Raw genomic sequence first — 24,251 nt, forward strand, 5'->3', positions numbered from 1 at the left:
CACTGTCGTGACGATACGCTGCGCTAGTTGATCATGGTTACTGGATAGCCCGGATCGAGGCAGGGAGGAGGGTCCGGCATGGCTTGGGTTACCGCCATCGGGCCCTCGGATGAGCAGGTGGAATACCGCCTGACAGGCCGCCACGGGTGCGCGACTGCAGACGCTTCGCTGGTCGTCGCTGCCCCCGCTGTCGAGGCGATTCGGGCGCACGCTGCCGCCGCGGGTGTCGACCCGGCGGAGCTGTTTGGCTCCGACCGGCAGCGCGAAATCTGGGGCCGGGTGTCGCGCCAGGCCGACGCCCGGGGCGAGGCCTACCGGATCAAGGCGTCCACCGTGCAGGGGCTGTTCAAGGCCGCCGGGGTCGAGCTTCCTGCCGAGCTGTACGGCGAGGAGCTGGAGGCCGCGGCCGCCGCCGAGGCCGACCACGCGATTGCGTACCGCATGGACGTGAACGAGCGCCCGTTGATGTGGATCGGGTCGGGCCTGGCCGAGTTCGGCATCACGTCGGGCAGCGAGCTGACGGCAGCGCAGTTCGACGCCGCACGAGCCATGATGAAGGGCGTTGACCCGCGCACCGGGGAACAGCTGGTCGAGCCCAAAATGGCGGTCGACCCGCGCGGGAAGCTCGCCGCCCGGCCGCTGGTCGAGGCGATCCAGGCGCTCGCCGCCGAGCGCGGCGTGGCCCCCGAGGCACTGCTGACTTCCGACCGCAAGCGCGACGCCTACGGCCGGATGGTGCGAGGCGTCCACCGCCTCGGGGACGCTCACCGGGTGCGGGTCGGCGACGTCGCGAAGCTCGCCGACGCGCTCATGATCGACACCATCGCGCTGTACGGCGAGGCCGCGATGGAGAAGGCCTTGCAGTACGAGAGCCAGCGTGTCCAGGTGGGCAACCGCGGGTTCGATCTGACGATCAACTTGCCCAAGGCGTTCTCCGTCGCCCTGGCGTTCGCGCCAGACGATTTCGCCCGCGAGCTGGAAGAAGTCTTCGTTGCCGCGCTCACCGAAGCGGTGTCGGCGACGGAGCGTTGGACGGCCTACGGGATGCGCGGCCACCATGGTGACGGCCAGTCCGCCGAGACCGTGGCAACGTCCGGTCTCATGGGATGGGTGAACTTTCACAGGGCCGCCCGACCGGTGGGTGACGCGCCGTACGGCGACCCGCACATGCACGGCCACGTCACGCTCGCCAACATGGCGCGCGGTGAAGACGGCCAGTGGTCGACGATCGCCGCCGGCGGCCGCGACCTGTACCGGCACGCGCACGCGATCGACGGCCTGATGCAGGCCCGCGTTCGCGCCGTCACACACGAGCGGTGGGGCATCGAGTGGGAGCGCGATGCCGAGTCCGGCGTGTGGCAGATCGTGGGCATCCCGCCGGAGACGATCCAGCTGTTCAGCAAGCGCAACGCCGAGATCCGGCAGTTGTTCGCGGCCCTTGGAATCGCCTACACCGAGACCACCACCGAGCAGCAGAAGGCCGCCGCGGCCACACTTGCCGGCCGCAAGGACGAGCGCGCCACCGCCGCCTCGGACGCCACGCTGCGGGCCTACTGGCAGGCCGAGGCGGAGGCCGCCGGCCAGGACCCGGCCGCCATCATCGGCGCCGTCCTGGCCCCCGAGACGATGACCGCCGACGCCGCCACCAGGGCACGGACTCCGCGCGACCCGTACGACGTCGACGCGGTGGCCCGATGGGTGTTCCGGGTCGACGAAGGGCTGACCTCACACCGCAAGGACTTCACGAGGGCGGAGGCCTTGGCAGCCGTCGCCGATGCCGTCGCGCACGGCGTGCTCGGCGTCGACCAGGTCGAGCAGCTGACGGACCGGGTGCTGCTGCACCGAGGCATGGCGGTGCGGCTCGACACCCGGTTGCCGGGGCACCTGCGCAACACCGAGCGGTTCACGACCGCCGACATCGTGGCGGCCGAGCGCAGGATTCTCGCCGAGACCCGCGGCCGCTTCAACGGCGGGTTCGCCGTCGTCGACGAGGCCACGTTCGAGATGACGGTGTCCACCTACACGGCCATCCAGCGGGCGACCAACCCCGGGTTCGAGCTGTCCGCCGAGCAGCTTGGAGTCCTGCGCCGAATCCTGGTCGAGGGTCACGGCGTCGACGCCGTGGTGGGCATCGCCGGCGCCGGTAAAACGACGATCATGGAAGCCGCGCGCATGGCGTGGGCGGCTCAGGGCCAGGTGGTCATGGGCGCGTCCACGGCCGCCGTCGCCGCCCAGAACCTGCGTGCAGAAGCGGGCATCGAGTCGTCCACGCTCGCGATGCTGCTGCAGCGCATCCGCACGAGCAACGGCGCGCGCGGCCTGCACGGCGTGGACGTGCTGGTGGTCGACGAGGGCGCCATGGTGGACGATCGCCAGCTCGCCGAGTTGCTCGCCCACGCGGGGCTCACCGGAACGAAAATCGTGGGCATCGGCGACCCCAAGCAGCTGCAGAGCCCGGGTGTCGGGGGTGGGTTCGCCGCGATCCACGAAGTCGTCGGCGGCCACACCCTTTACACCAACTACCGGCAGCGCGATGCCGTCGAGCGGCGCGCGCTGCAGATGTGGCGCGACGACCAGCGCCGGGAGGCTCTGCGGGCCTACGCGGACCACGGGCGGGTGCACGTCACCGAGACCCGGCAGGAGGCCATGGCGGCCATGCTGGTTGCCTGGCAGGATGTCCGCGACGTCGGCCAGCAGCTGCACGACCAGATTGCCAACACCCTGATCCTGGCCGCCCGCAACCGCGACGTGGACGAGCTCAACGCCGCCGCGCGTGCGATCCGGCGCGAGCTTGGCGAGCTCACCGGCCGAGAGGCCGAGTACCGGTTGCCCGGCGGTGAAACCCTCGCCCTGGCGGCCGGTGACATCGTGCTGATTCGCCGCAACGACTACAGGTCCCGCACCGGCGGCGAAGACGTGTACAACGGCACCCGCGGCGTGGTGGTCGAGCTGGACGACCAGGACCGCGCGCTGGTCGAGTGGCGAGAGAAAATCGAGGGCGGCCAGCACCGCATCGTGCGCGAGTGGCTGGAGGCCGAGTACATCGCGGCCGGAGGCCTCAGCTACGGCATCGCGATGACCGTGCACAAGGCCCAGGGCTTGAGTGTGTTGGACGCGCTGGTGTACGGCCCCGGATTGGCGGCTAACGGCGCCTACACCGCGCTGTCGCGTGACAAGCGCAGCGTTCACCTGTTCATTCCGCGAGCCGAGGTCGAGGACGAGGAGAGGCGCGTCACCCTCGGGGAGCCGGCCACCGAGGCCGAGGCGATGGACCGGGTACTGGCCGGATTCGCCGAGCAATTGGAGACCAACGACGGCCAGGAGTACATGGTTGTCACCGAACTTGGCGAGACGCTGGAACCGCTCACCGCTCCCCCGCCGGCGCCGACCCGCGAGCCGGCCGCCGAGCGCGACGGCGGCCGCGAAGCCGAGCCGCACCGGGCTGCCGCGCCGCTGTTCGCCGATGCCGTCCGCGACGGACTCACCGGCCTTGGGCTGGACGCGGACGCGGTGCTGGCTGACGCGTCGTACGAGGCGCTGGAGGAGGCCCTGGCCGCGGCCGCCGCGGCTGGAGTGGACCCGGCCGAGGTACTGCACCGCGTGGTGGCCGAGCGCCCGATCACCGACGCCGAGTCCATCCCCCGGCTACTCGCGTGGCGGGTCCGTACCGAGCTCGCCGCGGGCATGGAAGAGCCGTCGCAGGAGGCGGGCGAGCAGGCCGAGGAGATCGGCGCGGAGCTCGCCGAGGACCAGGCCGCCGCCGTCGACGCGGCCGCGGTCGAGGCCGCCGAGCCGGACCAGGCACGCCGTCCCGGGTGGCGCGAGCGCGCCCACGGCGAGCTCACCGACGCCGAGTTGCAGCAGGCGCACACCCTGGCCGTCGCCGCGGGTGCGGAGGAGCCGGCGCTGGAGGTGGACGGGCAGGCCGAGGAGATCGGCGCGGAGCTCGCCGAGGACCAGGCCGCCGCCGTCGACGCGGCTGCGGTCGAGGCCGCCGAGCCGGACCAGGCACGCCGTCCCGGGTGGCGCGAGCGCGCCCACGGCGAGCTCACCGACGCCGAGTTGGAACAGGCGCACACCCTGGCCGTCGCCGCCGTCGAGCAGGTCACGGCGAGCGCGGCCGCGGCCGCCGTCCAGGCCGAGCAGAAGCAGGCCGCCGCCGAGGCCGGCGACGGCGCCGCCGTCCAGGCCGTCCAGGCCCAGGCCGCCGCGCTGCAGCAGCGCGCCGAGGCCGTGGCCGCCCTGGCCGAGCTCGCCCCCGCCTACGAGGAGGCCGGGGTGGCGACCGTCGAGCTCCGGGGCCGGCTCGCCGACGCCGAGGAGGCCATGGAGTCGACCCGCCGCCGCGGCCAGCGCGAGCGCGCCGCGGCCGAAGTCGCCGCGCTGCGCGAGCAGCTGCACACCGCGAACCGGCGGCTGGTCGAACTCGACATCCGGCGCGAGAATCTGGAGCGGCAGGCCGGTCCGGCCGCGGCCCGCGCCGGCGCCGTCCAGCAGTGGCAGACCATCGCCCAGACCCTGCCGCAGGTGCTGGAGTCGGCGCGCACCAGCGATCTGCAGGACGCCGCCCTGGCCGCCGCGACCGCCAGGGCCCTGCAGCAGCGCGCCGACGAACAGCGCGCCCTTGTCGGAGCCCTCACCAACGAACAGCGCATCCGGGCCGGGCTGCCGCCCGAGACCGCGCTCAGCGAGGCGGTGGACCGGGCGACCGCGAGGCTCACGGCACCGCGGCCGGCCACGGTCGACGCCGAGCGCGACGCGGCATACGACTACGACCAGACAGCAGAACTCGACAGGGACCGCGACGCCGACGAGGAGCGCGGCCGAGGCCGATAGGACCACCACACGAGGGGTACACCGTGGCCGAAGACGATGATCCGTACGAGCAGTACCACCAGGTAGTCAGGGCCGTGCTCGGCCCGCGCACCGAACAGGTTCTCCGTGACAAGGCGTGGGCCGCCCTCGGTGCGACGCTGTCCCGTGTCGAGCGAGCCGGCTACGACCCGGTGACCGTCCTCGGCCGCGCTGTCGAGCAGGGGTCGATGGTCAACGCGCGATCGGCGGCCCAGCTGTTGACGTGGCGCATCAACCGCGAACTCCCCCGCCCCGAACGCGCCCCCGGCGCCGCGGCCCCGGGTGGCGCCGCGGCCGCTGCCACCGTGCCTACCCAGGCACGCCCGGCGGGTGCCGGCGCGACGTCGCCGAGCGCCGCCGCAGCCACGAGCCCACCGCCGCCGACCACCGCGGCGGCGACGCCGGCCGGTGCGACCCGGACCGGCGAACCGGTCATCAGCGTGCCCGGCGACGGCGTACCCGGTTGGCGCGAGCGGCCGTTGGGGGCGATGGGGGACGCCGACCTGCAGACCCGCCTCAGCACGGTCCGTGCCGAGGCGACACAGGCCGCCGTCGTCGCCCGGCACGCCCGGGAGTCGGCCACCACAGCCATGGAGGTTGCCCGCTCCCGCCGAGGCCCCGCGCACACCGCCGTGGCCGAGCGTCACGCCGAGCTCAGCGCCCGGGTACAGGCGATCGACGCCCTGGCGCGGCTGGACGCCGAGTACCGGCAGGTGCGGCAGGTGGGAGGGTTCGGCAACCAGACCCCGGACGAGCTGAGGGCCCGGCTCGCCGTCGGCGAGGCCCGCCTGAAAGAGCGCGCATTCTTCGGCTTGGTCCACGCCGTCCGCGGTGCGGACCGCCGCGAGCTGACCGAACGGGTCACCGCCTTGCGGGACTACATCGAGAACACCGGGCCCCGGCTCGCCGAGCTGGACGCCCAGCGCGCCGGACTGGAGAGGGCCGCAGGCCTCGGGGCCACCCGCGAGGCCGCGTACCGGGAATGGCTGGTGACGGACCGGGAACTGCCGCAGCAACTGGACGCCGCCCGCGCCAGCGACATCGAGGCCGCCCACCAGGCGCACCGCGAGGCCGACCGGTTGAGCGCGTGGGCCCAGGAACGAGGCGAGGAGCACGACCAGTTGCAGACCGAGGCGGCCACCCGGCGAGGTCTGCCCACAGAGCGCGCGGAGGCGGAGCAGGGCGAGCGCACCGAGGCCGCCGCGGCGTTGGTGGCCGCCGCCGCCGTGGCGACGGCCGCCGCTGCCGCAGCCGGCGCGGTCGTCGTCGGCGAGGTCGTGGAGAGCGTGGTGGAGGAGGTCGTGGAGGCGGTGGCCGAGGTGGAGACCAGCCGCGGCCGGAGCGCGTGAGCGCGGCCGAACGGCCGAGAAGGTGACGCGCACGGCCGCCGACGACCGGGCCAGGACCACCAGCGGCCCGCCGCCGGCCCCGACGCAGTGACCACACAAAAGTGCTCCCCTTGGTCGAACTCGACCAAGGGGAGCACCCGTTGCGGAAACTCGGTCACCACCTCCGGTGACCGCCGCGCAGGATCGGGACGAACGCCGAGACGGCGGCCACCACCATGAGGACCAGGACCAGGACGACGGCTAGCAGCAGCCACCCGGCCGCCTTCACGGTGAACAGCAGCACCCCCACGGCCCAGTGCTGGCGGGGCGACGGCGCCCAGGCGGGGAACGGGGGAACTGTCATCAGGCGCGCGGGACCAGGCGGGCGTCCAGGTCACGGATGACCGGCAGGTGCTCGGCCACCTCCGGCTGCAGCCGCAGCCAGGCGCCGCCGTCGCCCGACCGCACCCACCAGCACGCCAGGTGCCGCACAGCCGATCCAACGACCTCAGCCGTCCCCGCAGTGATCAGCCGGTCCATGTCGGCGGAGCTCAGCGAGGTGGGCCGGTAGGTGTCCAGCGGCGAGACCGGGCCCATGGCCGGCGACCCGGCCGCAGCCGCCGCCGGTGGGGCGGGCGCCGCCGCGGTGGGGCGGGCCGCGGGCGCCGGCGCCAGCTTCGGCGCACCCGCCGGTTGCTGCTGGCCCTTGGGGCGGAGCTTGTAGAAGGGGGCCGGGTGGAACGGGTCGGTGGTCATCTCCGGGGCCGAGGGGAGCCACGCCAGGTACGGCTCCGATTCCCAGGGCTCGCGCTCGGTGTGTGGCTCCACATGAGTGCCGGCTTCCAGGCACCCCACCGGGAACTGCAGCCGCTTGACGACCCGTTCCAGTGCGTCATCCCACGCGACCAACGCGAGCTCGCCCTGATTCTCGCCCGGTTCGACGTAGACGCGCACCCACGCGACGTACAGCGCGATCAACTTGTTCCAGCCCCCGCGGTGCCGGTACCAGCACCGCGGGATGACGGCCTGCAGCTGCATCTCCGGGTACTCGTTCACCAGCCAGTCCACCCACGGCGACATCCGGTCGAGCAGCTGTCGCCGCTCGCCGGGCGACATCGCCGAGAGCACCCAGCGGCAGTCTTGGCGGGTGTCCACCAGGTCGACGGCGGGAGCGTCCAGGTCCGTCATGCCACGTTCTCCAGTTCGTCGGTCGAGGTCTTCGGCCGGGGCACGGTCAGGGCCAGCAGCCGGGGGTCCTTCTCCGCGTTCCGCATCCGGACGCGGATCGGGGGGAGGTTGTTGTACTGCACGATGGCGTGACCGAATTCAAGCTGCTGAATCTGCCACGGCGCGATCAGCGGAGTTTCGTGGTCGTTGGTGGTCGAGGAACCCCGGCCGTCGGACCCGACCGTGACGGAGGTCCGGTATTCCACGGTCTTGCCGAATCCCTCGGAGAAGTAGGACAGCGTGCGGTCGTCCGCCAGGCCCGGCAGGATAACGCGTGCCTTGCACTGAGAGATGATCGTCCGGGCGTCGTTCTCGCCGTACATCGAGATCAGCTGTGACATGTCGTGGAAGATCGCGAACAGCTGAATGCCGATACCGCGGCCGGTTGATGAAAGCTTCGCCAGGTCCGGGTATTTGAAAACGTTTCCGGCCTCATCCAGGTCCAGCAGCAGCCGGTCCTTGAGGGGGCGGGGCGGGATCATGCGCGTCCGGGACGGCAGCAGGCCCCACCAGCGCTTCACCGTCTCCTGACGCTGGCGGCCGGCGTTGATCCGCTCGTACTCGCGCTCAGCGGCATAGACGATGCTGGACAGCAGGGCCGTGCAGACCGGCCCGAGCGCCTTGGACTCCGAAGGCGGGGAGATGATGAACAGCGTGCCCTTTTTCGTCACGATGTCATCGGCCGTGAAATCCGACCCCGCCGCAGACTTGCGGATCTCCGGGTTCAAGTAGGGATCGATGATGGTGTTCGTGGTGAACATCACCGACCCGATGCCTTCCTCATGCAGGTTCGCCCACACGCCCGTGTACTGGCGGGCGAATTCCTGGGCACCGGCCTTACGGAGAACGTCCCGCACTTCTTCCTGGGCTTGCTTGCCGCGCTGCACGAAATCCAACAGGGCTTCAATTCCCGAGCGGCCGGGGCGGTCGCTGAGGTGAGCGGCAAGCAGCAGCGGGCCGAGAAACTGCCTGGCCTGCGTCATCCACGGCCGGCTACTCGGGTCATCGATGCCGACCGCTTCGACCAGCCAGCGGGCCATCCGCGCGGCCGCCGCTTCGTCGGCGGCGTAGGCGACCGGAGACCAGCGGGAGAGCACGAAGCCGGGCGGGTTGGTCGGCGCGAAGATGTGCACGGGCCCGACGTTGCGCCGGGCCTGCAGCATGTACTCCACATCCGGCGCCTTCACCACGGAGATGAGGGCGGGCCCGGCCCACTCGTTCGCGTTCGCGACGACGTAGGAGACCGTTTTGCCGCTCCCGTTAGGGCCGAAGACGATGGCGCTCACACAGTCGGCCGCGGCCAGAAGCCGGCCGGTGAGCTCGCTCCAGCCAGCGACGAGCCGCCACCGGCGCGACGTGTGGTCCTCCGGGGCGACCATCGGCTTTTCCTGGTCGCGGCGGGCCCACTGAGCGCCGCGGGAGCCGCGCTTACGGGCCCGGTACCGGCTCATCAACCAGAAGACGGGAACGATCAGCAGCGCGAGCAGCAGCACCGCCAGGACCCAGAACAGCCACACCGGGCCGAGCTCGCCGGCGCCCTCGGCATGGTGCCAGGAACCGGCGACGTCGCCGCGGCTGATGAACAGCTGCCACGCGAAGGTCAGGACGGACCCCGGGGTGGCGCCGGCCGGCCAGCCGCCGCCGGCCAAGGCGGCGTCCAGCGCCGCCGCCAGCCACAGCGCGCCGGACAGCGCGAAAACGACGACGAGCAGGCCGGCGAGCAGGTACACCGGTTCGGACGTCCCCGAGGGCGAGCCGCCCGCCGGTTCGGACGAGTTGGACCACATCAGGCGTACACCCCGTCCTCGGCCGGGCCGGCCGTCTCCGGCACCGTCGGCCCCGGCCAGGCGTCCGGGGCCCGGTAGGCCGGGGCGTCGTCCGCCTCGGCCGGCTCGCCGCCGCCGGCGTCCTTGTCGAGGTCCACGGAGGCCTCGGCCGGGGCGTTCGCCTCCCCCAGTTCATCCAGCGGGACCGGATCGGTGTTCGTGAACGTCGCCTCAACCGACGAGCGGACGTGCTGCACGACGAACGAACGGTCGTGCCCGGCCCACCACAGGGCCTGGCCCGGCTGCACCCGGGTGAGCCACGCCAGCTGACTGTCCGTGAGCCCGAACATCTCCCGGCACAGCGCCAGTTGGTCCGGCTTTTGCCTGTAGAAGATGGCCACCCCGGCATCCGCGATCAGGCTCGCCGCCACGCGGTCGAGCTCGCTGCCGGCGCCGCCGGCGGTGTGAATGTCACCCGGCTTGTGGAATACCAAACCATTTGAAAGCCGGTATTGCCGCGCCAATTTGAACATGCTCTGATACCAGCGCAGGGTCCCCGGGTTCATATCCGCCCACGCTTCGTCAGAAATGTGGTATCGCCGCATCAGGTGCGACGTCATGGCGGACTGCAGCCACGCGGACGCGCAGATCCGCACCAGCGGCAGAGCGTCCCGGCGTTCGGCGAGGACCGAGGACAGATTGACGACCAGGAATTTGGTTTTCGGATCGACATCGACGGTGGTCGGGCCGTCGAACATTCCGCGCAGGTCACCGTCCACCAGACGCTGAAACGCCATGATGAGGTCAGCGGTTTTCTCCCGCAATTCGTCCGCGCTCAGGGGGAGTTCCGACAGGGCCGACTTGCGCGGGTGCTGCATCGCCTCCACGACCTCCGGCAGGGTGGGCACGCGCGGCCGGTCCGCCGCCGTGGCCGCCACCGTGCGGGTGCCGTCCGTGCTGATCACACGCTCCACACCGCCGCCGGTCAGGTCCGCGACGGCGATGCGGCACAGGGTCCGCTCGGCCTCGGTCAGGTCCCGCCGCAGCACGCCGGCGGCCAGGGCCTGCAGCATGTTCAATTGCCGGATCATGGCGTCCACGGGACTTTCGTTCCCGCCGGGCCCCATGTCGAATGGATTCAGCCGGTCGGACCGGCCGGGGCCGATAAAAATCGGCTCGTGGCCAAGATATGACGCCACGTCGTTGTATTCCGACTTGACGTCAGTCAAGAAGGTCCCGCGGCCAAATTCGTACGCGCGGGCAACTCGCGTCTTGACTTCGGTGGACTTTCGGCTACCGATTTCACCGAACGTGATCCAGTTGGGATTCGTCAGCAAACCGGCGTCATACCAGTCCCAGGGATCGAAACAAAAACTCCCGCCGCCGAGGATGTTGTGGCCGACAAACGGCCCGAGGGCGCCCACACCCGCATCCGCCTGCCACGGGTACAGCGCCTGCAACTGCGTAGTGGCCTCACGGTGGGGAGCGAGGCGAAGACGTCGGAGGGTCCGGCCGGACGCCGGCCGCACCATCCCGTCCCCGAGCATCGCCAGGCCCCGCGGCGGCTTGGTCTCAGGAGCGGCAGCGCGCCGCCGGCCTGCTTTGGCCGGGCGGGGGACGGCGGCCGCGGCGGCCGCCACGGTGATCTGCTTCTCCGGATCGATCTTCTGTCGACGTCCGAACACGTTCTCTCCCCGAGGTCGTGGTGGTGCTGTCCGGTCGGATACGGCGCCGGCCCCACGGTGGTGGAGCCGGCACCGAAAGCGGCCGGTCAGGCGAGGTCGGAGATCACGCCGAAGCGCAACCCCCGAGCGAACGGCAACGTGGCCGGAAAGGCGGAGTCCTGTTCGCCGTAGAGCCGCCGCAGCTGCAGTACGTTGGCGCGCGCTTCGATCTCTGCGCACGCCTGGTCGAGCTCCTCCAGGGACGGCGCCGAAATCCGGATCAGGCCCACGAAGCGGTACAGGGTGTTGCCGTCGGCCAGCGCGGCGTCCTGTGCCGCGATCGACTCCGCCTCGCGCGCGTCGCGCGCGGAGGTCCGGAACCCGCTTCGGCGCTTCACGTCCAGGTTGGCCGACTTCGCGGCGTCCGAGCGCGACACCTCATCGGCCGCCTTGCGCGGGTTGAGCGGCTGCAGGGTGATCGACACCGTCCGCTCACATGCGGACTGCAGGATCAGGCCTTCAAGGAAGGTCCCGGGCACCGGCTTTCGGGGCCACTCGCTCACCCAGTACACCGCGTGGTAGGTGTCATCGGTGCGGTAGTAGCTCCAGTGGTCTTCGGCGGCCATCGGGCCGGCCTCGGCCGGAGCGGCGCCGCCGGAGTCGTCCGTCACCGGCCCCCGGGCGTCGAGCTTCCAGCGGGCACCGGGCTCGTACGCGCACCGGATGACCATTCCGAGCTTGCGAGGGGGCAGTGCTCCCTCCACCGCCACCCCGGCGTTCACCAAAGAGTCCTCAATCTGCGCGCACCGCTGCAGCAGATACGCGCAGGCGCCGGTGTCCCCGCCCCCGAGGGTCTTGATCTGCCGTCGCGCCTTGCGCGGGTCGAGCATCACCACGAGGTAGTTTTCGTGGCTCTGCGTCACCGGCCGGGCCTCATCCAACAAGGTCTCGTAGTTGCTGGCGGTCGCGGCGTTGCCCTGCAGCCCCTTGGTGGCCCACTCCCGGGCCAGGGCGTCCCCGGAGTCAGGAACGGTGATGTCGAGCAGCTGCAGGCGCACGATGCCGCCGCCGCTGTAGGCCACGCTGTTGAGCACTTCGGCCCACATGGCCAGCCGGCCGTCCTGTTCCTGCGTGGTCATCAGGCGGAACGCGGTCCCGCGGGTCTTGATCACCGCGCAGTACGTCCGTCGCTTGGTGTCCTTGATGACACCGATCCGCCCGACCGCGGTCGGCACGGTCAGCACTTCGGTGCCCGCCAGCTCGCCCGGCAGGTCCATCGGATCCACTCCCTCTTGACGGGGGGTCGGCCGGGCGAGCTCCGCCGCCGGCCCTCCCCGGAAAACGTGCCAGCCCAGCGCCCGGCGGATAGCGAACAGAACGACGATCGGGGCCCATTGCCCGGCCGTCCGGTCGGCGATCGGCACCCACACCGCGGCCGCCGTCACCAGGACGAGGGCGACGCCGACGAGAACACCACCGACGCCGTACGAGAGCAGGCGCACGAGCAGGAAGGCGGACACGAAGAGCGCGACCAGGGCACTCATGCTGAGCCCCAACACGATCCCATCGGTCTCGCGCGGACCGAACATGAACATCTGCCGCTGCTGCGGCTGCGGTTGCTGCTGAGACACCTACGACCTCCCGGGCGTGCGGGCCGGCATCGAGTGCACCGGCGGGTTGGGACGGACGGGCGCCGTCAGGGCGTACCGGTTGGAGCCCCCGCCGGAGCGGCCGGCAGGACCGCCGGCCGGGGCCGCAGGAGCTCCGCCCCCGTTGCCCGCGGCAGGAGCGGCACCGCCCCCGCCGCCGCTTCCACCGCCCGGCGGAAGGGCCGGCGCCCCGCCCCCGCCGGTGCCGCCGCCGGTGCCACCGCCACCGGAACCCGGCGGCAGCGCGGGCCGGTTGGAGCTTCCGGTCAGCTGCCCGGGGATGACCCCCGCGCTCAGCGCCTGAGAGCCACCACCGCCACCGCCCGGAAGCTGCCCGGCGTTGGCCCCCGCCATGTTGCGGCCGGCCTGCAGCATCGGGCGTGCCGACGTCTGCAGAGCAGCCAGCCCGGCCGCGAACGCCGCCCCTTGCGGCCCGGTGGCGGCCGCGGCCTGGCCGGCCGCGCTCGGGGTCTTGGTGCTGCCGCCGCGCGCAGGGCCCCCGCCCCCGCCGCCCAGCTTCGACGCGGCGCCGGTCAGGGCTGCGACCCCCGCAGCCATTCCGGCGACGCCGCCGAATCCTGCCTGCCGCATGCCGCCGGTGGTGCCGCCGGGGTTGGCCGCACCCCCGATAACGCCGATCATCTGCATCACGATGTAAGGAGCAAATGCAGCCACAGCATAAAGGCCGCACGCCAAAACGAGATCGGCAGGCGAATGGGCATTCTTGAGGGTATCGCTCGCCAACCGCAGCATGATGACGATGACCGGCTTTGCCAGCTCCACGACGAGCAGAGTGTCAATCAGCCGCTGCTGCCACTGCCGGGACTTCTTCCAGATGCTGCCGGAAACGGCCAGTGGCCAGAAGGCCACGCAGATGTCAACGGCCATCCGGCGAATCAGCATCTCGCACCAGATCACGCCGAGGCAGATGATGATCAGCAGGCCCAGGAAGATGACGACGATCGAGGGGAGGAGCGTCACCGTCGGGTCGGGGTTGTGACTGGCCGAGACGTTCATGGTGTGGGCCACGGCCCTGAGAGCGTCGGTGATGCTGCTCCAGCCGTCCGCGCCCAATGCGACATCACATGCGTAGTCCATAAACGAGTTGGCCATCGTGACGAGAGCCCCGATAATCCCACACGAAACCCCGGCCGTGAGTACCTGGGCGAAACTGCGGCCGATCTCCCTGCCGTCACGGGTCAGTGCCGCGTAAATCGACGAGCACAGGAGGGCGATAAGCGCGAACATCGCGCCGATACTGCGCGTCGCCGTAAACGTGTCGGTGAACCAGGCTTTCTGAACATCCGGGGCGCCGGACGTCTTGAGCGAGTCGCCGACAGCACCGGAAATCCACTCGACACCATCCACGATCGAGCCCGTGATGTCATCCAGAACGGACGCTTTCGCGGCGGCGATCTCCCCCTTGGCGCTGTAGCTGAGCGCCTTCCCGGTGCAGTCGAGCGGGTGCATGGCGGCCTCAGCGAGGCTTGTGCACACGTCCGGCGGTTTGGGGTCCGCGGCCACCGGCACGGTGCCGACGGCCAGCAGTACGGCCGTCAGCACGCCGGCGAGGCCGGCCCGCCGTGTCCACTTGCTACGGGATGACATAGGCCGGCACCGTCCCCTCGGTCAGCGTGCGCCGGAAACCCGCGCTCACGTCGTAGAGCGAGCTGCCGTCGACCGGGAGCCACCCCGTCGACGGCGAGTAGAAGTTGGTCGGCACCGGCCCGGTGGTGGAGATGGCGGTGTATCCGGTGAGCCTCCAGTCGCCGCCGGTCCAGGACAGCCGGACCGTGGCCTGGCCGTAGCCGCCGGCCGCTGTCGCGGTCGAGGAGGCCACGTACGTGACGGCGTACACCTGCACCGTGGCGGTGTCGCCCGGCTCGCCGGGGCCGTCGAGCTTGAGCGCGATCGGGATCGAGGCCAGCCCGAACGGGATCTTGCCTGCCTGGTCGGTGCGGAGCTGGTCGAAGGTGGCGCCGGAGGCGGACTTGTCGAGCTGTTGGCTGATTGCCGCCGCGGCGTCGGGCGCCGCGATGGCGGAGACGATCCCGGCCCGGCCCTCAGGGGTGAGCACCCGGGGCGAGCCAATGGCCGACGCGTAGTTCGCGGCCGCGCTCAGCGCGCCGCCGCGGTCGTGCCGGTAGCCCACCGGGACGCCCGACACCACCCGGGCCGGGCCCAGGCCGGCCGTCGCGGCCGGTGCGGAAGCGCCGTCCATGGCGGGTGCCGGAGCGGGCGGCGCCTGGGTGGCCGAGCGCGACGGCGTGTCGCTGGTCGAGTGCCCGAGCGCGACGCCCCCGCCGAAGAGCCCGAGCGCGAGCGCGACGCCCAGAACCTGCCGAGCGCGCTTCTGGTCAAGCTGCATGGGTGGGTCTCCCCCTTCCGAAAGTGACGGACCGTCAGATGCTGGCGCCGAGGTTGAACGCCCAGTTGATCAAGGCGGACCCGCCGCCGACGACGACCGTGGCGGCCATGCTCGCGAACATCCCGACGCGCCCGCCGGTGCTCGCGTGGTGGTTGCCCAGGTACTTGCCCAAGCCAAAGGCAATCGCGCCGAGGATCAGGCCGGCGAGCCCGGCCAACAGGCCGTAGAACATGAGGGCGCCCACGATCGTGGTGAAGGCCGAGGCGCCCGGGGCGGTGTTGTCCACCTTGACGTCCGGCAGGTGGCCGCCCCCAGGGCCGGCCGTCGGGCTCGGTCCGGCGAGGATCACGCTGTGGGCGTCGGCCCAGCCGGAGGCGAGGGTGTGGTGCGCGAGGTCGAGCAGCTGCGACACGAGGTGTCTCCCCTTTACTTCTGTCGGGCGAGCGCGGCCACGGCGGCCGCGCCGAGAGTGAGGTATGCGGTACGAGTGGCCGGCTCCAGCGCGGCCGCGTCGATCGGCTGTCCGGCCGCCAGGTGCCGGTCCCACGGAATCGTCACCGCGGCGCCCGCCTTGGCGGCGAAGAACTTCGACAGCGTCTCGGCGGGCACGCCGGGGTCGCCGGTGCGGACCGCGTTGAGGACCACCAGGGCCCGGCGGGCGATACGCCCGTAGCCCTGGCGGTGCATCCACACCAGCGCGTCGTGCGCCAGCGACGCCGACTCGGCGCCGGTCGTGGTGGTGAGCACCACCAGGTCCGCGGTCGACAGGACGGCGGACATCAGCGAGTCCGACAGCCCGGCGGGCGTGTCGGTGACCACGATGCCGTAGTGGCGCGGCAGCAGCTGGTCCGACAGCCACCGGTAGCCGTCGGCGCCCAGGACGTACCGGGCGTCCGGGCGGTGCTCGGAGGCGATCACCGCCAGTCCCGACGGCCGGCGGTACGACGGCGGGGCCGGAGAGTTGTACGCGGCGTAGGTCTCGTGGGCGGCCAGCAGGTCCATCACGCTGGCGGCCGACCGGCCGCCAGAGAGGGGGGCCAGGCTCCCGCGCAGGGGCACCGCGTCCAGCGCGGCCACCGGCTCCCGGCGGTACCCGGCCAGGACGTCGCCCAGGCCGAGCGCCGTCGAGGTCCGCCCGCTGCCGCCCTTGAGGGACACCACCGCGATACGGACGTGCTGCTGCGGCAGGTCCACCGTCAGCCGCCGCCGCAGCACGCCGTCCCGTACGCGGTCGCCGACCGTCGGAAGAGTCGGCCGCACCGGCGCCTCGGCCAGCTGCACCGGACGGCGCCGACGCAGGAACCCGAGCCCCCGCCGGGGCGGCAGTTCCACCAGCGGTTCGGGCTCCACCACCGTGACGGTGGAGGCCTCGGCCGACGGAGGCGAAACAGCATCAACGCACGGCGCGAGCGGAGCGGCCGCGGGCGGTGCCGCCTCGGCCAGCGGGGTGACCCGCCCCAGGACCAGCGTCTGCGGCCGGTCCGCCACCATCGTGACGGCCGGGACATCCTCGGTCGGCCGCCCTAATTCACCGGCAACCGCTACAGCCTCGGCAGCAGCGGGAAGAGCCTGCGACGCCGGTTCGGGAGCGGAAGAAATCGGCCCGGTGGCCTGAAACCGCTTGTGCGGCCGGGTAGATGAGTGTGATGGTTCCGGTACGGGCGTGCGCCCCCCGTGCGCCGGGCGAGCTTCTGTCAGCGCCCCCCGTGGCTCCACTCCCTGTCCAGCCGTCAGCAGGCCCCGCAGGCTCACCGGTTGTTCTCGGTCGAATTCGTCAGCCTCGGCCACAGCACACCCCCCGCGCGCTTGATCCGTACATCAGGAGCCTACCCTTTTTCTCGGTACTGGGGGCGTTTTTAGAGTAGCGTACCGACTACCCGCAGTGCATCTGTGTTCAACGGATCGTTGTGGGAGTCGGACACTCTCCCCGGTGGTCGGGGGCGACGGAGGACAGACCGGTGACACGGCGTGCGATACAAACGGGCAGTGGACACGGACAACTCGATGCCGACTCGCAGGGGCCGGCCCCGCCGGGGCGGCTCGACTGCAGATCGGCTGGACCCGGCCGGGCCGGTGCTGACCAGCGAAATGGCGGCCGCCCGGCTCGCGCTCAACCCCAGAACGATCATGAAACGGGCGCGCTCCGGTGCCCTGCCCGCTGCCAAGCTGGGCGGCGACTGGCGGTTCTGCGCGCCGGCGCTGGACGCCGCCGTGCAAGGGCGGTCGTGGTCCGACATCCAGTTCCGTGACGCGGTGTTGACGACGGCTCAGGTCTCCGAGCTTCTGGGCATGGGCCCGGACAAGGTCGGCCGGCTCGCCCGGGGTGGTCAGCTGCCGCACTGGGGCGAGGCCCGTTGCCGGCGCTTCTCGCGCGCGGCGGTTCTGCAGACGCTGTGCCCGCCGAGCGGCGGACCGGCCGGTGACGACCACGATGCACCATCCCCGATCAGGGAGGACAGGAAATCATGAGGGTCCGACAGCACCACCTCGGCGCCGTCGCCCTGGCCGCCGCCGTCGCCATCCTGGCCGTCGGCTGCAGCAGCTCGCCGGCACACGTCGACGGCCCGCACGCCGCGGCCGCAGACCAGGCAGCTCCGCCTCCACCCGCCGCGGCGCCTTCGACGACGGCCGCCGCCGGCGCGACGGCGACAGCCGGCTCACCCACGGCCACCAGCTCCGGCCCGGCGAGCGCGGCGAACCTGCCGTCCACCACCGGGCCGGCGAATTCCACGGCCGCGGCCGGCACGCCGGGTACCACCGCGCCCTCGGCCGTGCCGTCCGGCACCGGCGGCGCCGATCCGGTCGACGCTGCGGCCCGCTTCACCCAGGCCTACTACACCTACGACTGGCAGCAGGCCAGCACGCTCGACCCCGTGGAGCGGGCCCGGCCGTACGCCACGGAGGCGTATCTGGTGACGCTCCGCCCCACCCAGACCAACTATGCAGCCCGCATGACCGCAGCTCAGGAGACGTCGACGGCCACCATCCGTACCGCGGCGGTGTCCCCGGACGCTCCGCCCGCCACCGACACCGAAGCGTTCGTCACCGTCTCCTACAGCCAGCACCTCACGGACCGCGGAGCTCCGACCGACAACCAGTCGAGTTGGAACCTGCACGTGGTGAAGACGGCGGCCGGCGGGTGGCGCGTCGACGCGGTGGTGGGCAAGGGCTGACCACAACGAAGGGGGACAACTACGTGAAGGCGAAGGGCTTTGCCCTGGCCGCCGCCGGCCTCATGGCCGTGCCGCTGATCCTGATTGTCGGAGGGAGCGGGCACGCACAATCCGGGAAGTACTGTTCGGTCTCGGTCAGCGTCGGCGACCAGGGCGGGGGCACGCCCGGACCGGTCACCGCCGCGGGCGTCCAGCTGGACGCCGAGCAGACCGGCAACGCGCAGACCATCGCGCGAGTGGCGAGGGAGAAAGGCCTTCCGACCAGGGCGGCCGCCATTGCGCTGATGACGGCAATGCAGGAGTCCAGCCTGCGACGCCTTCCGCCCACCGCCGGGCACGACGCCGCAGGCCTCTTTCAGCAGCGGTCGGTGGTCGGCTGGGGCACCCCGGAACAGGTGCTGGACCCGATCTACTCCGCGAACGCCTTCTACTTCGGCGTGCCGTCCCAGCACATCCCCGGCCTCACGTCGGTGGTCGGTTGGGAGCGGATGGACATGGCCGACGCCGCCGAAACCGTGCAGGTCAGCGGGGTCGGCTACCAATATCGCAAATGGGCTGATTTCGGCACGGCGTTGGCGCAGTCGCTCAGCGGCGGCGACACCAACAAGGCCGTGACGTGCACAGACGCCACGCCTGCAGCCCTGGCCGGGCCGGCGGTGAACAACGTGATCAACAGGGCGATGTCCCAGCTGGGAGTCCCGTACGTGTGGGGTGGCGGCGAGCCCACCGGCCCCACCACCGGGTTCTGCGGCGACAACACCGGTTGGCTGAACGGAAGTTGCTTCGCCTCCAGCCACGCCGGCTTCGACTGCAGCTCGCTCGTGCAGTACGCGTGGTGGCCGTATGTCCACCTGCCCCGCGTCACCACCCAGCAGTACGAAGCCGGACAGCACATCCCGATCGGCGCCACGCTGCCCGGCGACCTCGTGTTCTGGCAGTCCGGCCCCGAAGGCATCTACCACGTGGCCATGGTGTTGGTGAACGATGCCGGGAAGATCCAGATTGTTGAAGCGCCAAGGACCGGGCTCAGCGTTCGCGTCCGGGACCTCCCGCTCACTGAGTCCCACCTGATGAGCACCGCTGTACGGCTGTCCGCCCCCGACGTCCCGGGGACGGTGCCCGGAGGCGGCGGCGCCGGAGGAACCCCGACGGCGGCCAAGGCCCCGTAGGGCGACGACGAAGGCGGGCCCGGAGAGTACCCCTCTCCGGGCCCGCCTTCACTGTGCGGGTGTCAGGCCAACGAGCTGTTCGTGGCCGCCCAGTAGTCGGTGAAGAACACCGGGGTGTTGTCATCCGGCGCGTTCAGCGCGGCCAGCCGCTCCGTCCACTCGTCGCCAGCCACCGCGGCCGCCCTGGCGACTTCGCGGCGGGGAACCCGCAGCCAGTCCGTCAGCCGGCGCGGGCCGGTGGCAGCCCCGGGCAGCAGCCCGCGCAGGCTCACCGGCCGCATGCCGTCGTCCAGTTCAGCGGCCATCAGTCGAGTACCCCCAATCGCGACGGGACAGGCGGTGGCCAGCCGAGTGCCGAAGCGCCAGAGCCCCGCGGATGACGACCGCTAGCGGCCACACGACCAGCAGCACCGACCAGAGCACGACGGCCGCCGCGATCTCGCGCCCGAGCGGAGGGCGCGACTGGTCCGCCTGCAGATCCAACACAGCGTCGGTCGGCGACGTCCAGCCCCACCCGAGGTAGGCCAGGACGCCGAGCGCCAGGTACACGATCACCACGACCGCGCTCACTCGCCCGGCCGGACGATGAGCACGCCGAGGATGCTGGCAACCGCCACCAGGTCGTCAACCGGGGGCCGCGGCGCCGAAACCGGCGCCGCCTTCCCGCGCGTACCCGTCCAGCGGCCGACCGCGATCCGCACGGGCCCGGTGCTGCGGCACGGCTTCACCACCAGCTCGCGGTCACCCGCGGTGGGCATCTCTACTACGCTGACCACAAGATCCTCCCAACAGGATCAAGGCCCCCACCGTGTCCGCGGTGACAGGGCCGACCGAGGAAGGCCGGGCCGCTGCAGGCCCGGCCTTCCTGCGTTCTGACGTGCAGATAGCTAGTTCTACACGCATAACGTTATGCATGCATAAATATAGGCCACGTGTTGGGTCGACGGACAGAGGTGGCGCGAGGATTTATACGCGCATAATGGTGTACATGCGTAACGAACTGTCACTAGACAGGGCCGCGGAGTGGGCGCGCGGCACCGACAGGCCGCCCATCATCGCTTCCGCCGCGTGGAAGGGCGGAGACGGCAAGTCGACGCTTGCCTACGAAACTGCCTTCCAGCTTGGCGCGGTGCTCGGTGATTTCGACTGGGACAAGGGTGGGTGCACCCGATCCTGGGGGTACCGGGTTGAGGACCGCGTTCGGGCGCCGCTACTGGACGCATTCGAGAAGGGGCGCACCCCCGCACCGGTCACCGGCCGGCGCAAGCCGGACCTGATCCCCTGCCACCCGGACTTCGGTCTCAACCAGCCCGACCCCGACGCGGTGGCCGACGCTCTGGAGAAGTGGGCCGTTGCCCTCGGCCGCCCCCTGATGGTTGACACGCACCCCGGCGGGTGCGATTCGACGTACGGCGCGCTCAAGGCCGCGGACGTCGTGTTGGTGCCGGCCGTGCTGGCCGAGAAGTCGCTCAACGCGCTTGAGGGCATGTTGGACGAGTTGACGGACTACCCGTTGCTGGTCATCCCCCACATGGTCCAGAACCCTCCCAGCACCATGTTCCGGAAGTTCAAGCGGATCACCAGCCAGTACGGCGTGCCGGTGGGTCCGGTCGTGGACTACTACAAGTGGATTCCCTCGCGGACGCTGCGGGTCGCGATCTGCTCTGAGCCCGTGTCCAAGAGGGCCCTGCCGTACGTTCGCCAGATCGACCGGGTTGCCGAGGCGGTGATCAACTATGGACGGGCTTGAGGAGCTGGAGAACCGGACTGCCCGTCGACGCAGGGCCGCGGGCGGGTCCAGGAACCCCCGTGCCGGAGGTCCGGGCGGGGATGGCGTTGTGCCTCCCCCGTCCGCTGCTGAGGCTGCGGCACAGGCCCGGCGACGGCGTGAGGAGGAAGAGACCCGGCGGCGTGCCGAGGAAGAGGCACAGCAGCGTGCCGCACAAGAAGGGCAACGGCCGGCCCCGGAAGTGGCACACCAGGCGGAGCCAGAGCCGGAGCCGACCAAGAAGCGCACTCGCCCGAAGGCGACACCGGTTTACCTCGATCCCGACATCGAAGACTGGCTGTGGGAGATCAAGGAGGTTGCGGCACGGCTCCAGGTCGATGTGCCCGTAACCGCGGTGGCACGCCGGGCGTTCCGGCAGCTGATGGCAACCAGCACCCCGGCACAGATCGTCGCTGACGTCCAAAGGTCGGCCGAGCCACCGAGCAACACGAGCAGGAGGCCGGGACGCCCACGCCGCTGACGCAGGCACAGGATTGAGTCCCCCGGGCCGACGTTGAAGGCGAAGTTAGGCACACACGCCCGCGTGTGTGCCTAACTTCTTGCCTTTATGCGTGTATAACTGCAAGCATGTACAACGATGTGTCATGCCGTCAGATGTGCGGAAGCAGGGCATGGCACAGCTAGCATGACCCCTCAGGAGTTGTGCGTGCTAAAGCGTGTGTCATTAGACAGTTATGCACGTAGAACGTCAAAAAGTTAGCCCCGGGCACAGAGCTTGCGACGGCAGAGGACCCGGGGCCACCCACACGGAAGGAACCCCGTGCACTACCAAGGTAAGGCCCCGGCCGTCGTGCTGGAGACCATGGCACATGGCACGGCCGGAACTCGCTCCCGGGCGGGGGCACGCTGATGAACAACCCGATCGTCCAGAACGTCCTGTTGGTCGTGGTGGCCCTGGCATGCCTCGGCCTGGCTGCCGCCCTCGGCATCCGGGTGGCCCGGTACGTGTTGGAGCAGTGGCGGGCGATGCGGCCCGCCGGGGCCGACACGGTGGCAGCTGGCAAGGCCCGGGTTAACGCCCGCGGCAAGATCATGAACTTGGCCTTCCTGTTCGCCTTCGCCGCCGTCCCGGCGTCGCTGTCGTACGCGCACCTGATCGGCTATGCGCAAACTGCGCTCGGCCTGCACGGGGGCATGGAGTACCTGGTGCCCCTGGCCTTGGACGAGGCCGCGATGTACCTAATGATGCTGTCGTTTCAGGACGTTGACCGCGAGGAGTCTGCGGCTGGAAACCGGCTGCTGGTGTGGGTGTTCGCCCTGGCCTCGGCGTGGTTCAACTGGATTCAGGCCCCCCGGGGCGCCGAGCACCACGGCGCCCCGGAGTTCTTCGCCGGCGTCTCCATTGCCGCAGGTGTCCTGTTCGAACGCGGACTGGTCAGTGTTCGCCGTGCCGCCAACAAGGCGAGCGGGCACACCCGGCGGCCGCTGCCCAAGGTCGGCGTACTGCGGTGGCTCAGCGCCCCGGTGGAGACCGCTGCCATGATGCGCATGGCCATCGAGGAGCCGACCATCAGCACCGAGGCCGAAGCCCTGGCCGCCGTGCGCACCCGCCGAGCGATCCGCCGCCAGGAGCGCACGGCTAACCGCACCGCGAAGGCCACCGCGAAGGCCGACACACCGGCCGGTTGGTGGCAGGTCCGCCGTGTCGTCGTCACCACCGCCGAGCCCACCCTGACCGTAGACGGGCACACCCCCGTGCCCGCTACCGCCGTCGCGGCCGTCCTGGCGCCCTACGTGCAGGCCAAGATGGCAGACCGCCAGCGCAACACGACCGGGCCTCAGCTCGCCCTCGGGCACGTGCTGCACACGGCAGCACACCAGGAGACGCGCACCGCCGAGACCGTGGAGGCCGAGCTGACCGCGCTGGAGAAGCGGGCCGAACTGGTCGAGGCACAAGCCGACGAGGCCGAGGACGCGGTGGTGGACCGGTTCATGGCACAGCTCGCGGGCCCCATCCCGGCGCCGCGGACCCAGGCAGAGCCGGCCGAGCCGGCCACCGTCGCACACGAGACGGACACCGAGGCACACGAGGTGCCGGTGGTTGCCGAGGACGAGGCCGCCGAGTGCATCGAGACCACTGACGAGAACGAAGTGGACGAGGAGCCGGCACCGCCGGCCCGCAAGGCCGCCGCTGCCCAGCGCGGTGACACAACGGGCCCCCGGGTCAGCGCCCGCGTGCCGAAGGTGCACGGAGACGACGCGGATGGGCACGACACGGTGAGCGAGATCGCCGCGCGTGCCACGAAGCGGAAGCAGTTTGCGGAGCTGTTCGCCGAGTACATCCGTCCCGGCGACACTCGGTCGAACAACGCGATCGTGACTCAGCTCAACGCGGTGATGACCGACCGGTACGGCTACACCTACGACCGTTCCCCCGCGGGCAAGCTGGTGAAGGTGCTACGGAAGGAACTCGACAGCGGCACGGGCCAGCAGGGGCCTGACGAGGACACCGACCCGCAGCAGCGCGGGGCCTGACAGCCAGGTTCGCCCGGGGCACACACGCGTGGGCCCCGGGCCTCACCCGAAGGGGAGAGATGACCGAGAACGACAGCACCGTGGACCTGTTGCCGGCCGCCCGCACCGCCCACACACCGGTCCCCGTCCCGCCAGCACGCGCGGCACAGCTCAGCGAGCGACTGACCACCGCGGAGGCGCGCGTGCACCGTGCCCGACAGGTGGACTACGTGCTGAGGGTGGCCGGCGAGCGAGTCGCGGAACTCCACCAGCAACTCGCCGACGAGAGGGCCGCGGCGGCGGAGGCGCACGGCGAGGCCGGGCGGGCGCGCCAGCACCTTGCCGACGTCCAGGCGGAGTTCAGCGCCGCCGAGGAGGCACACCGTCGGCGGCTCGCCGAGGTCGAGGAAGCCGGTGCCGCGGCCGTCGCCGAGCACCAGGCCGCCGCCGCCCGCGCACAGCGGCAGGCCGCCGAGGCCCGCGAGGCACACGGCCGTGCGGAGGGGGAGCGTGCCGCAGCGGTTCGGCTCGCCGAGCAGGCACAGGCCGCAGCGGCGGAGGCGCACGGCGAGGCCGGGCGGGCGCGCCAGCACCTTGCCGACGTCCAGGCGGAGTTCAGCGCCGCCGAGGAGGCACACCGCCGGCGGCTCGCCGAGGTCGAGGAAGCCGGTGCCGCGGCCGTCGCCGAGCACCAGGCCGCCGCCGCCCGCGCCCAGCGGCAGGCCGCCGAGGCCCGCGAGGCACACGGCCGTGCGGAGGGGGAGCGTGCCGCAGCGGTTCGGCTCGCCGAGCAGGCACAGGCCGCAGCAG

Annotated in this window: 19 protein-coding genes and 1 pseudogene; 8 read left to right on the forward strand and 12 right to left on the reverse strand. The window is 71.4% G+C overall.

Annotated features, from left to right (window positions below; all coding sequences use genetic code 11):
* The first annotated feature begins 279 nt into the window (after positions 1–279).
* A complete protein-coding gene (gene mobF, locus ACFV1W_RS25305) occupies positions 280–4,836 on the forward strand; it encodes a MobF family relaxase (RefSeq protein ID WP_380419517.1) in 4,557 nt (1,518 codons plus the stop codon).
* A gap of 23 nt (positions 4,837–4,859) precedes the next feature.
* Entirely contained in the window at positions 4,860–6,203 is a 1,344-nt protein-coding gene (locus tag ACFV1W_RS25310) for a hypothetical protein (RefSeq protein WP_380419518.1), read from the forward strand.
* 154 nt (positions 6,204–6,357) lie between these two features.
* On the opposite strand, the gene ACFV1W_RS25315 is transcribed toward ACFV1W_RS25310, so the two are convergent.
* The 9 genes from ACFV1W_RS25315 to ACFV1W_RS25355 all read right to left on the reverse strand — a co-directional run bounded on the left by ACFV1W_RS25315 (position 6,358) and on the right by ACFV1W_RS25355 (position 16,206).
* The gene (locus tag ACFV1W_RS25315) at positions 6,358–6,546 is read right to left on the reverse strand and encodes a hypothetical protein (RefSeq protein ID WP_380419519.1); all 189 of its coding nucleotides are present in this window, start codon (positions 6,544–6,546) and stop codon (positions 6,358–6,360) included.
* A complete protein-coding gene (locus tag ACFV1W_RS25320; RefSeq protein WP_380419520.1) occupies positions 6,546–7,370 on the reverse strand; it encodes a hypothetical protein in 825 nt (274 codons plus the stop codon). The genes ACFV1W_RS25315 and ACFV1W_RS25320 overlap by 1 nt, the downstream gene beginning before the upstream one ends.
* Positions 7,367–9,139, reverse strand: a complete 1,773-nt coding sequence (locus tag ACFV1W_RS25325) for a type IV secretory system conjugative DNA transfer family protein (protein WP_380419521.1) — start codon at positions 9,137–9,139, stop codon at positions 7,367–7,369. Before ACFV1W_RS25325 ends, ACFV1W_RS25320 begins: the two co-directional genes overlap by 4 nt.
* A 56-nt stretch (positions 9,140–9,195) precedes the next feature.
* The gene (locus ACFV1W_RS25330; protein WP_380419522.1) at positions 9,196–10,860 is read right to left on the reverse strand and encodes a hypothetical protein; all 1,665 of its coding nucleotides are present in this window, start codon (positions 10,858–10,860) and stop codon (positions 9,196–9,198) included.
* A gap of 86 nt (positions 10,861–10,946) precedes the next feature.
* Positions 10,947–12,470 (reverse strand): SCO6880 family protein, encoded by a 1,524-nt coding sequence (locus ACFV1W_RS25335; protein WP_380419523.1) that lies wholly within the window; start codon positions 12,468–12,470, stop codon positions 10,947–10,949.
* A complete protein-coding gene (locus ACFV1W_RS25340) occupies positions 12,471–14,051 on the reverse strand; it encodes a hypothetical protein (protein WP_380419524.1) in 1,581 nt (526 codons plus the stop codon). It abuts the gene before it with no gap.
* A 31-nt stretch (positions 14,052–14,082) separates the two neighbouring features.
* Positions 14,083–14,856: a hypothetical protein gene (locus ACFV1W_RS25345; RefSeq protein ID WP_380419525.1), complete on the reverse strand. Its 774-nt coding sequence runs from the start codon at positions 14,854–14,856 to the stop codon at positions 14,083–14,085.
* Positions 14,857–14,890: 34 nt separating this feature from the next.
* A complete protein-coding gene (locus ACFV1W_RS25350; protein WP_380419526.1) occupies positions 14,891–15,268 on the reverse strand; it encodes a DUF6112 family protein in 378 nt (125 codons plus the stop codon).
* Between the two features lie 14 nt (positions 15,269–15,282).
* Positions 15,283–16,206 carry a MinD/ParA family protein gene (locus tag ACFV1W_RS25355; protein WP_380419527.1) on the reverse strand — a complete coding sequence of 308 codons (924 nt, stop codon included), beginning with the start codon at positions 16,204–16,206 and terminating at the stop codon, positions 15,283–15,285.
* Positions 16,207–16,842: 636 nt separating this feature from the next.
* Between ACFV1W_RS25355 and ACFV1W_RS25360 the strand changes: the two genes are divergently transcribed.
* The 3 genes from ACFV1W_RS25360 to ACFV1W_RS25370 are packed head-to-tail and all read left to right on the forward strand — an operon-like array spanning position 16,843 to position 19,198.
* Entirely contained in the window at positions 16,843–17,325 is a 483-nt protein-coding gene (locus ACFV1W_RS25360; protein WP_380419528.1) for a helix-turn-helix domain-containing protein, read from the forward strand.
* Positions 17,322–18,029, forward strand: a complete 708-nt coding sequence (locus ACFV1W_RS25365; RefSeq protein ID WP_380419529.1) for a hypothetical protein — start codon at positions 17,322–17,324, stop codon at positions 18,027–18,029. Before ACFV1W_RS25360 ends, ACFV1W_RS25365 begins: the two co-directional genes overlap by 4 nt.
* 23 nt (positions 18,030–18,052) lie before the next feature.
* Entirely contained in the window at positions 18,053–19,198 is a 1,146-nt protein-coding gene (locus tag ACFV1W_RS25370; protein WP_380419530.1) for a C40 family peptidase, read from the forward strand.
* Between the two features lie 62 nt (positions 19,199–19,260).
* On the opposite strand, the gene ACFV1W_RS25375 is transcribed toward ACFV1W_RS25370, so the two are convergent.
* The 3 genes from ACFV1W_RS25375 to ACFV1W_RS25385 are packed head-to-tail and all read right to left on the reverse strand — an operon-like array spanning position 19,261 to position 19,956.
* Positions 19,261–19,503, reverse strand: a complete 243-nt coding sequence (locus ACFV1W_RS25375; protein ID WP_380419531.1) for a hypothetical protein — start codon at positions 19,501–19,503, stop codon at positions 19,261–19,263.
* Entirely contained in the window at positions 19,493–19,756 is a 264-nt protein-coding gene (locus ACFV1W_RS25380) for a hypothetical protein (RefSeq protein ID WP_380419532.1), read from the reverse strand. The genes ACFV1W_RS25375 and ACFV1W_RS25380 overlap by 11 nt, the downstream gene beginning before the upstream one ends.
* A gap of 8 nt (positions 19,757–19,764) precedes the next feature.
* The gene (locus ACFV1W_RS25385) at positions 19,765–19,956 is read right to left on the reverse strand and encodes a hypothetical protein (protein WP_380419533.1); all 192 of its coding nucleotides are present in this window, start codon (positions 19,954–19,956) and stop codon (positions 19,765–19,767) included.
* A gap of 230 nt (positions 19,957–20,186) precedes the next feature.
* Between ACFV1W_RS25385 and ACFV1W_RS25390 the strand changes: the two genes are divergently transcribed.
* From ACFV1W_RS25390 to ACFV1W_RS25400, 3 genes and pseudogenes are all read left to right on the forward strand, one after another.
* Positions 20,187–20,948: a ParA family protein gene (locus tag ACFV1W_RS25390; RefSeq protein WP_380419534.1), complete on the forward strand. Its 762-nt coding sequence runs from the start codon at positions 20,187–20,189 to the stop codon at positions 20,946–20,948.
* A gap of 888 nt (positions 20,949–21,836) precedes the next feature.
* Positions 21,837–23,462: a DUF2637 domain-containing protein gene (locus ACFV1W_RS25395; RefSeq protein ID WP_380419535.1), complete on the forward strand. Its 1,626-nt coding sequence runs from the start codon at positions 21,837–21,839 to the stop codon at positions 23,460–23,462.
* A 59-nt stretch (positions 23,463–23,521) separates the two neighbouring features.
* Positions 23,522–24,251, forward strand: a pseudogene (locus tag ACFV1W_RS25400) (hypothetical protein); the annotation flags it as partial.

The sequence above is a fragment of the Kitasatospora sp. NPDC059648 genome (assembly GCF_042734825.1).
Classification (GTDB): domain Bacteria; phylum Actinomycetota; class Actinomycetes; order Streptomycetales; family Streptomycetaceae; genus Kitasatospora.

Coding starts and splice junctions, on each gene's coding strand:
- ACFV1W_RS25365 (WP_380419529.1), top strand. CDS start 17,322: ATGAGGGTCCGACAGCACCACCTCGGCGCCGTCGCCCTGGCCGCCGCC.
- ACFV1W_RS25390 (WP_380419534.1), top strand. CDS start 20,187: ATGCGTAACGAACTGTCACTAGACAGGGCCGCGGAGTGGGCGCGCGGC.
- ACFV1W_RS25375 (WP_380419531.1), bottom strand. CDS start 19,503: ATGGCCGCTGAACTGGACGACGGCATGCGGCCGGTGAGCCTGCGCGGG.
- ACFV1W_RS25385 (WP_380419533.1), bottom strand. CDS start 19,956: ATGCCCACCGCGGGTGACCGCGAGCTGGTGGTGAAGCCGTGCCGCAGC.
- ACFV1W_RS25315 (WP_380419519.1), bottom strand. CDS start 6,546: ATGACAGTTCCCCCGTTCCCCGCCTGGGCGCCGTCGCCCCGCCAGCAC.
- ACFV1W_RS25395 (WP_380419535.1), top strand. CDS start 21,837: ATGAACAACCCGATCGTCCAGAACGTCCTGTTGGTCGTGGTGGCCCTG.
- ACFV1W_RS25345 (WP_380419525.1), bottom strand. CDS start 14,856: ATGCAGCTTGACCAGAAGCGCGCTCGGCAGGTTCTGGGCGTCGCGCTC.
- ACFV1W_RS25320 (WP_380419520.1), bottom strand. CDS start 7,370: ATGACGGACCTGGACGCTCCCGCCGTCGACCTGGTGGACACCCGCCAA.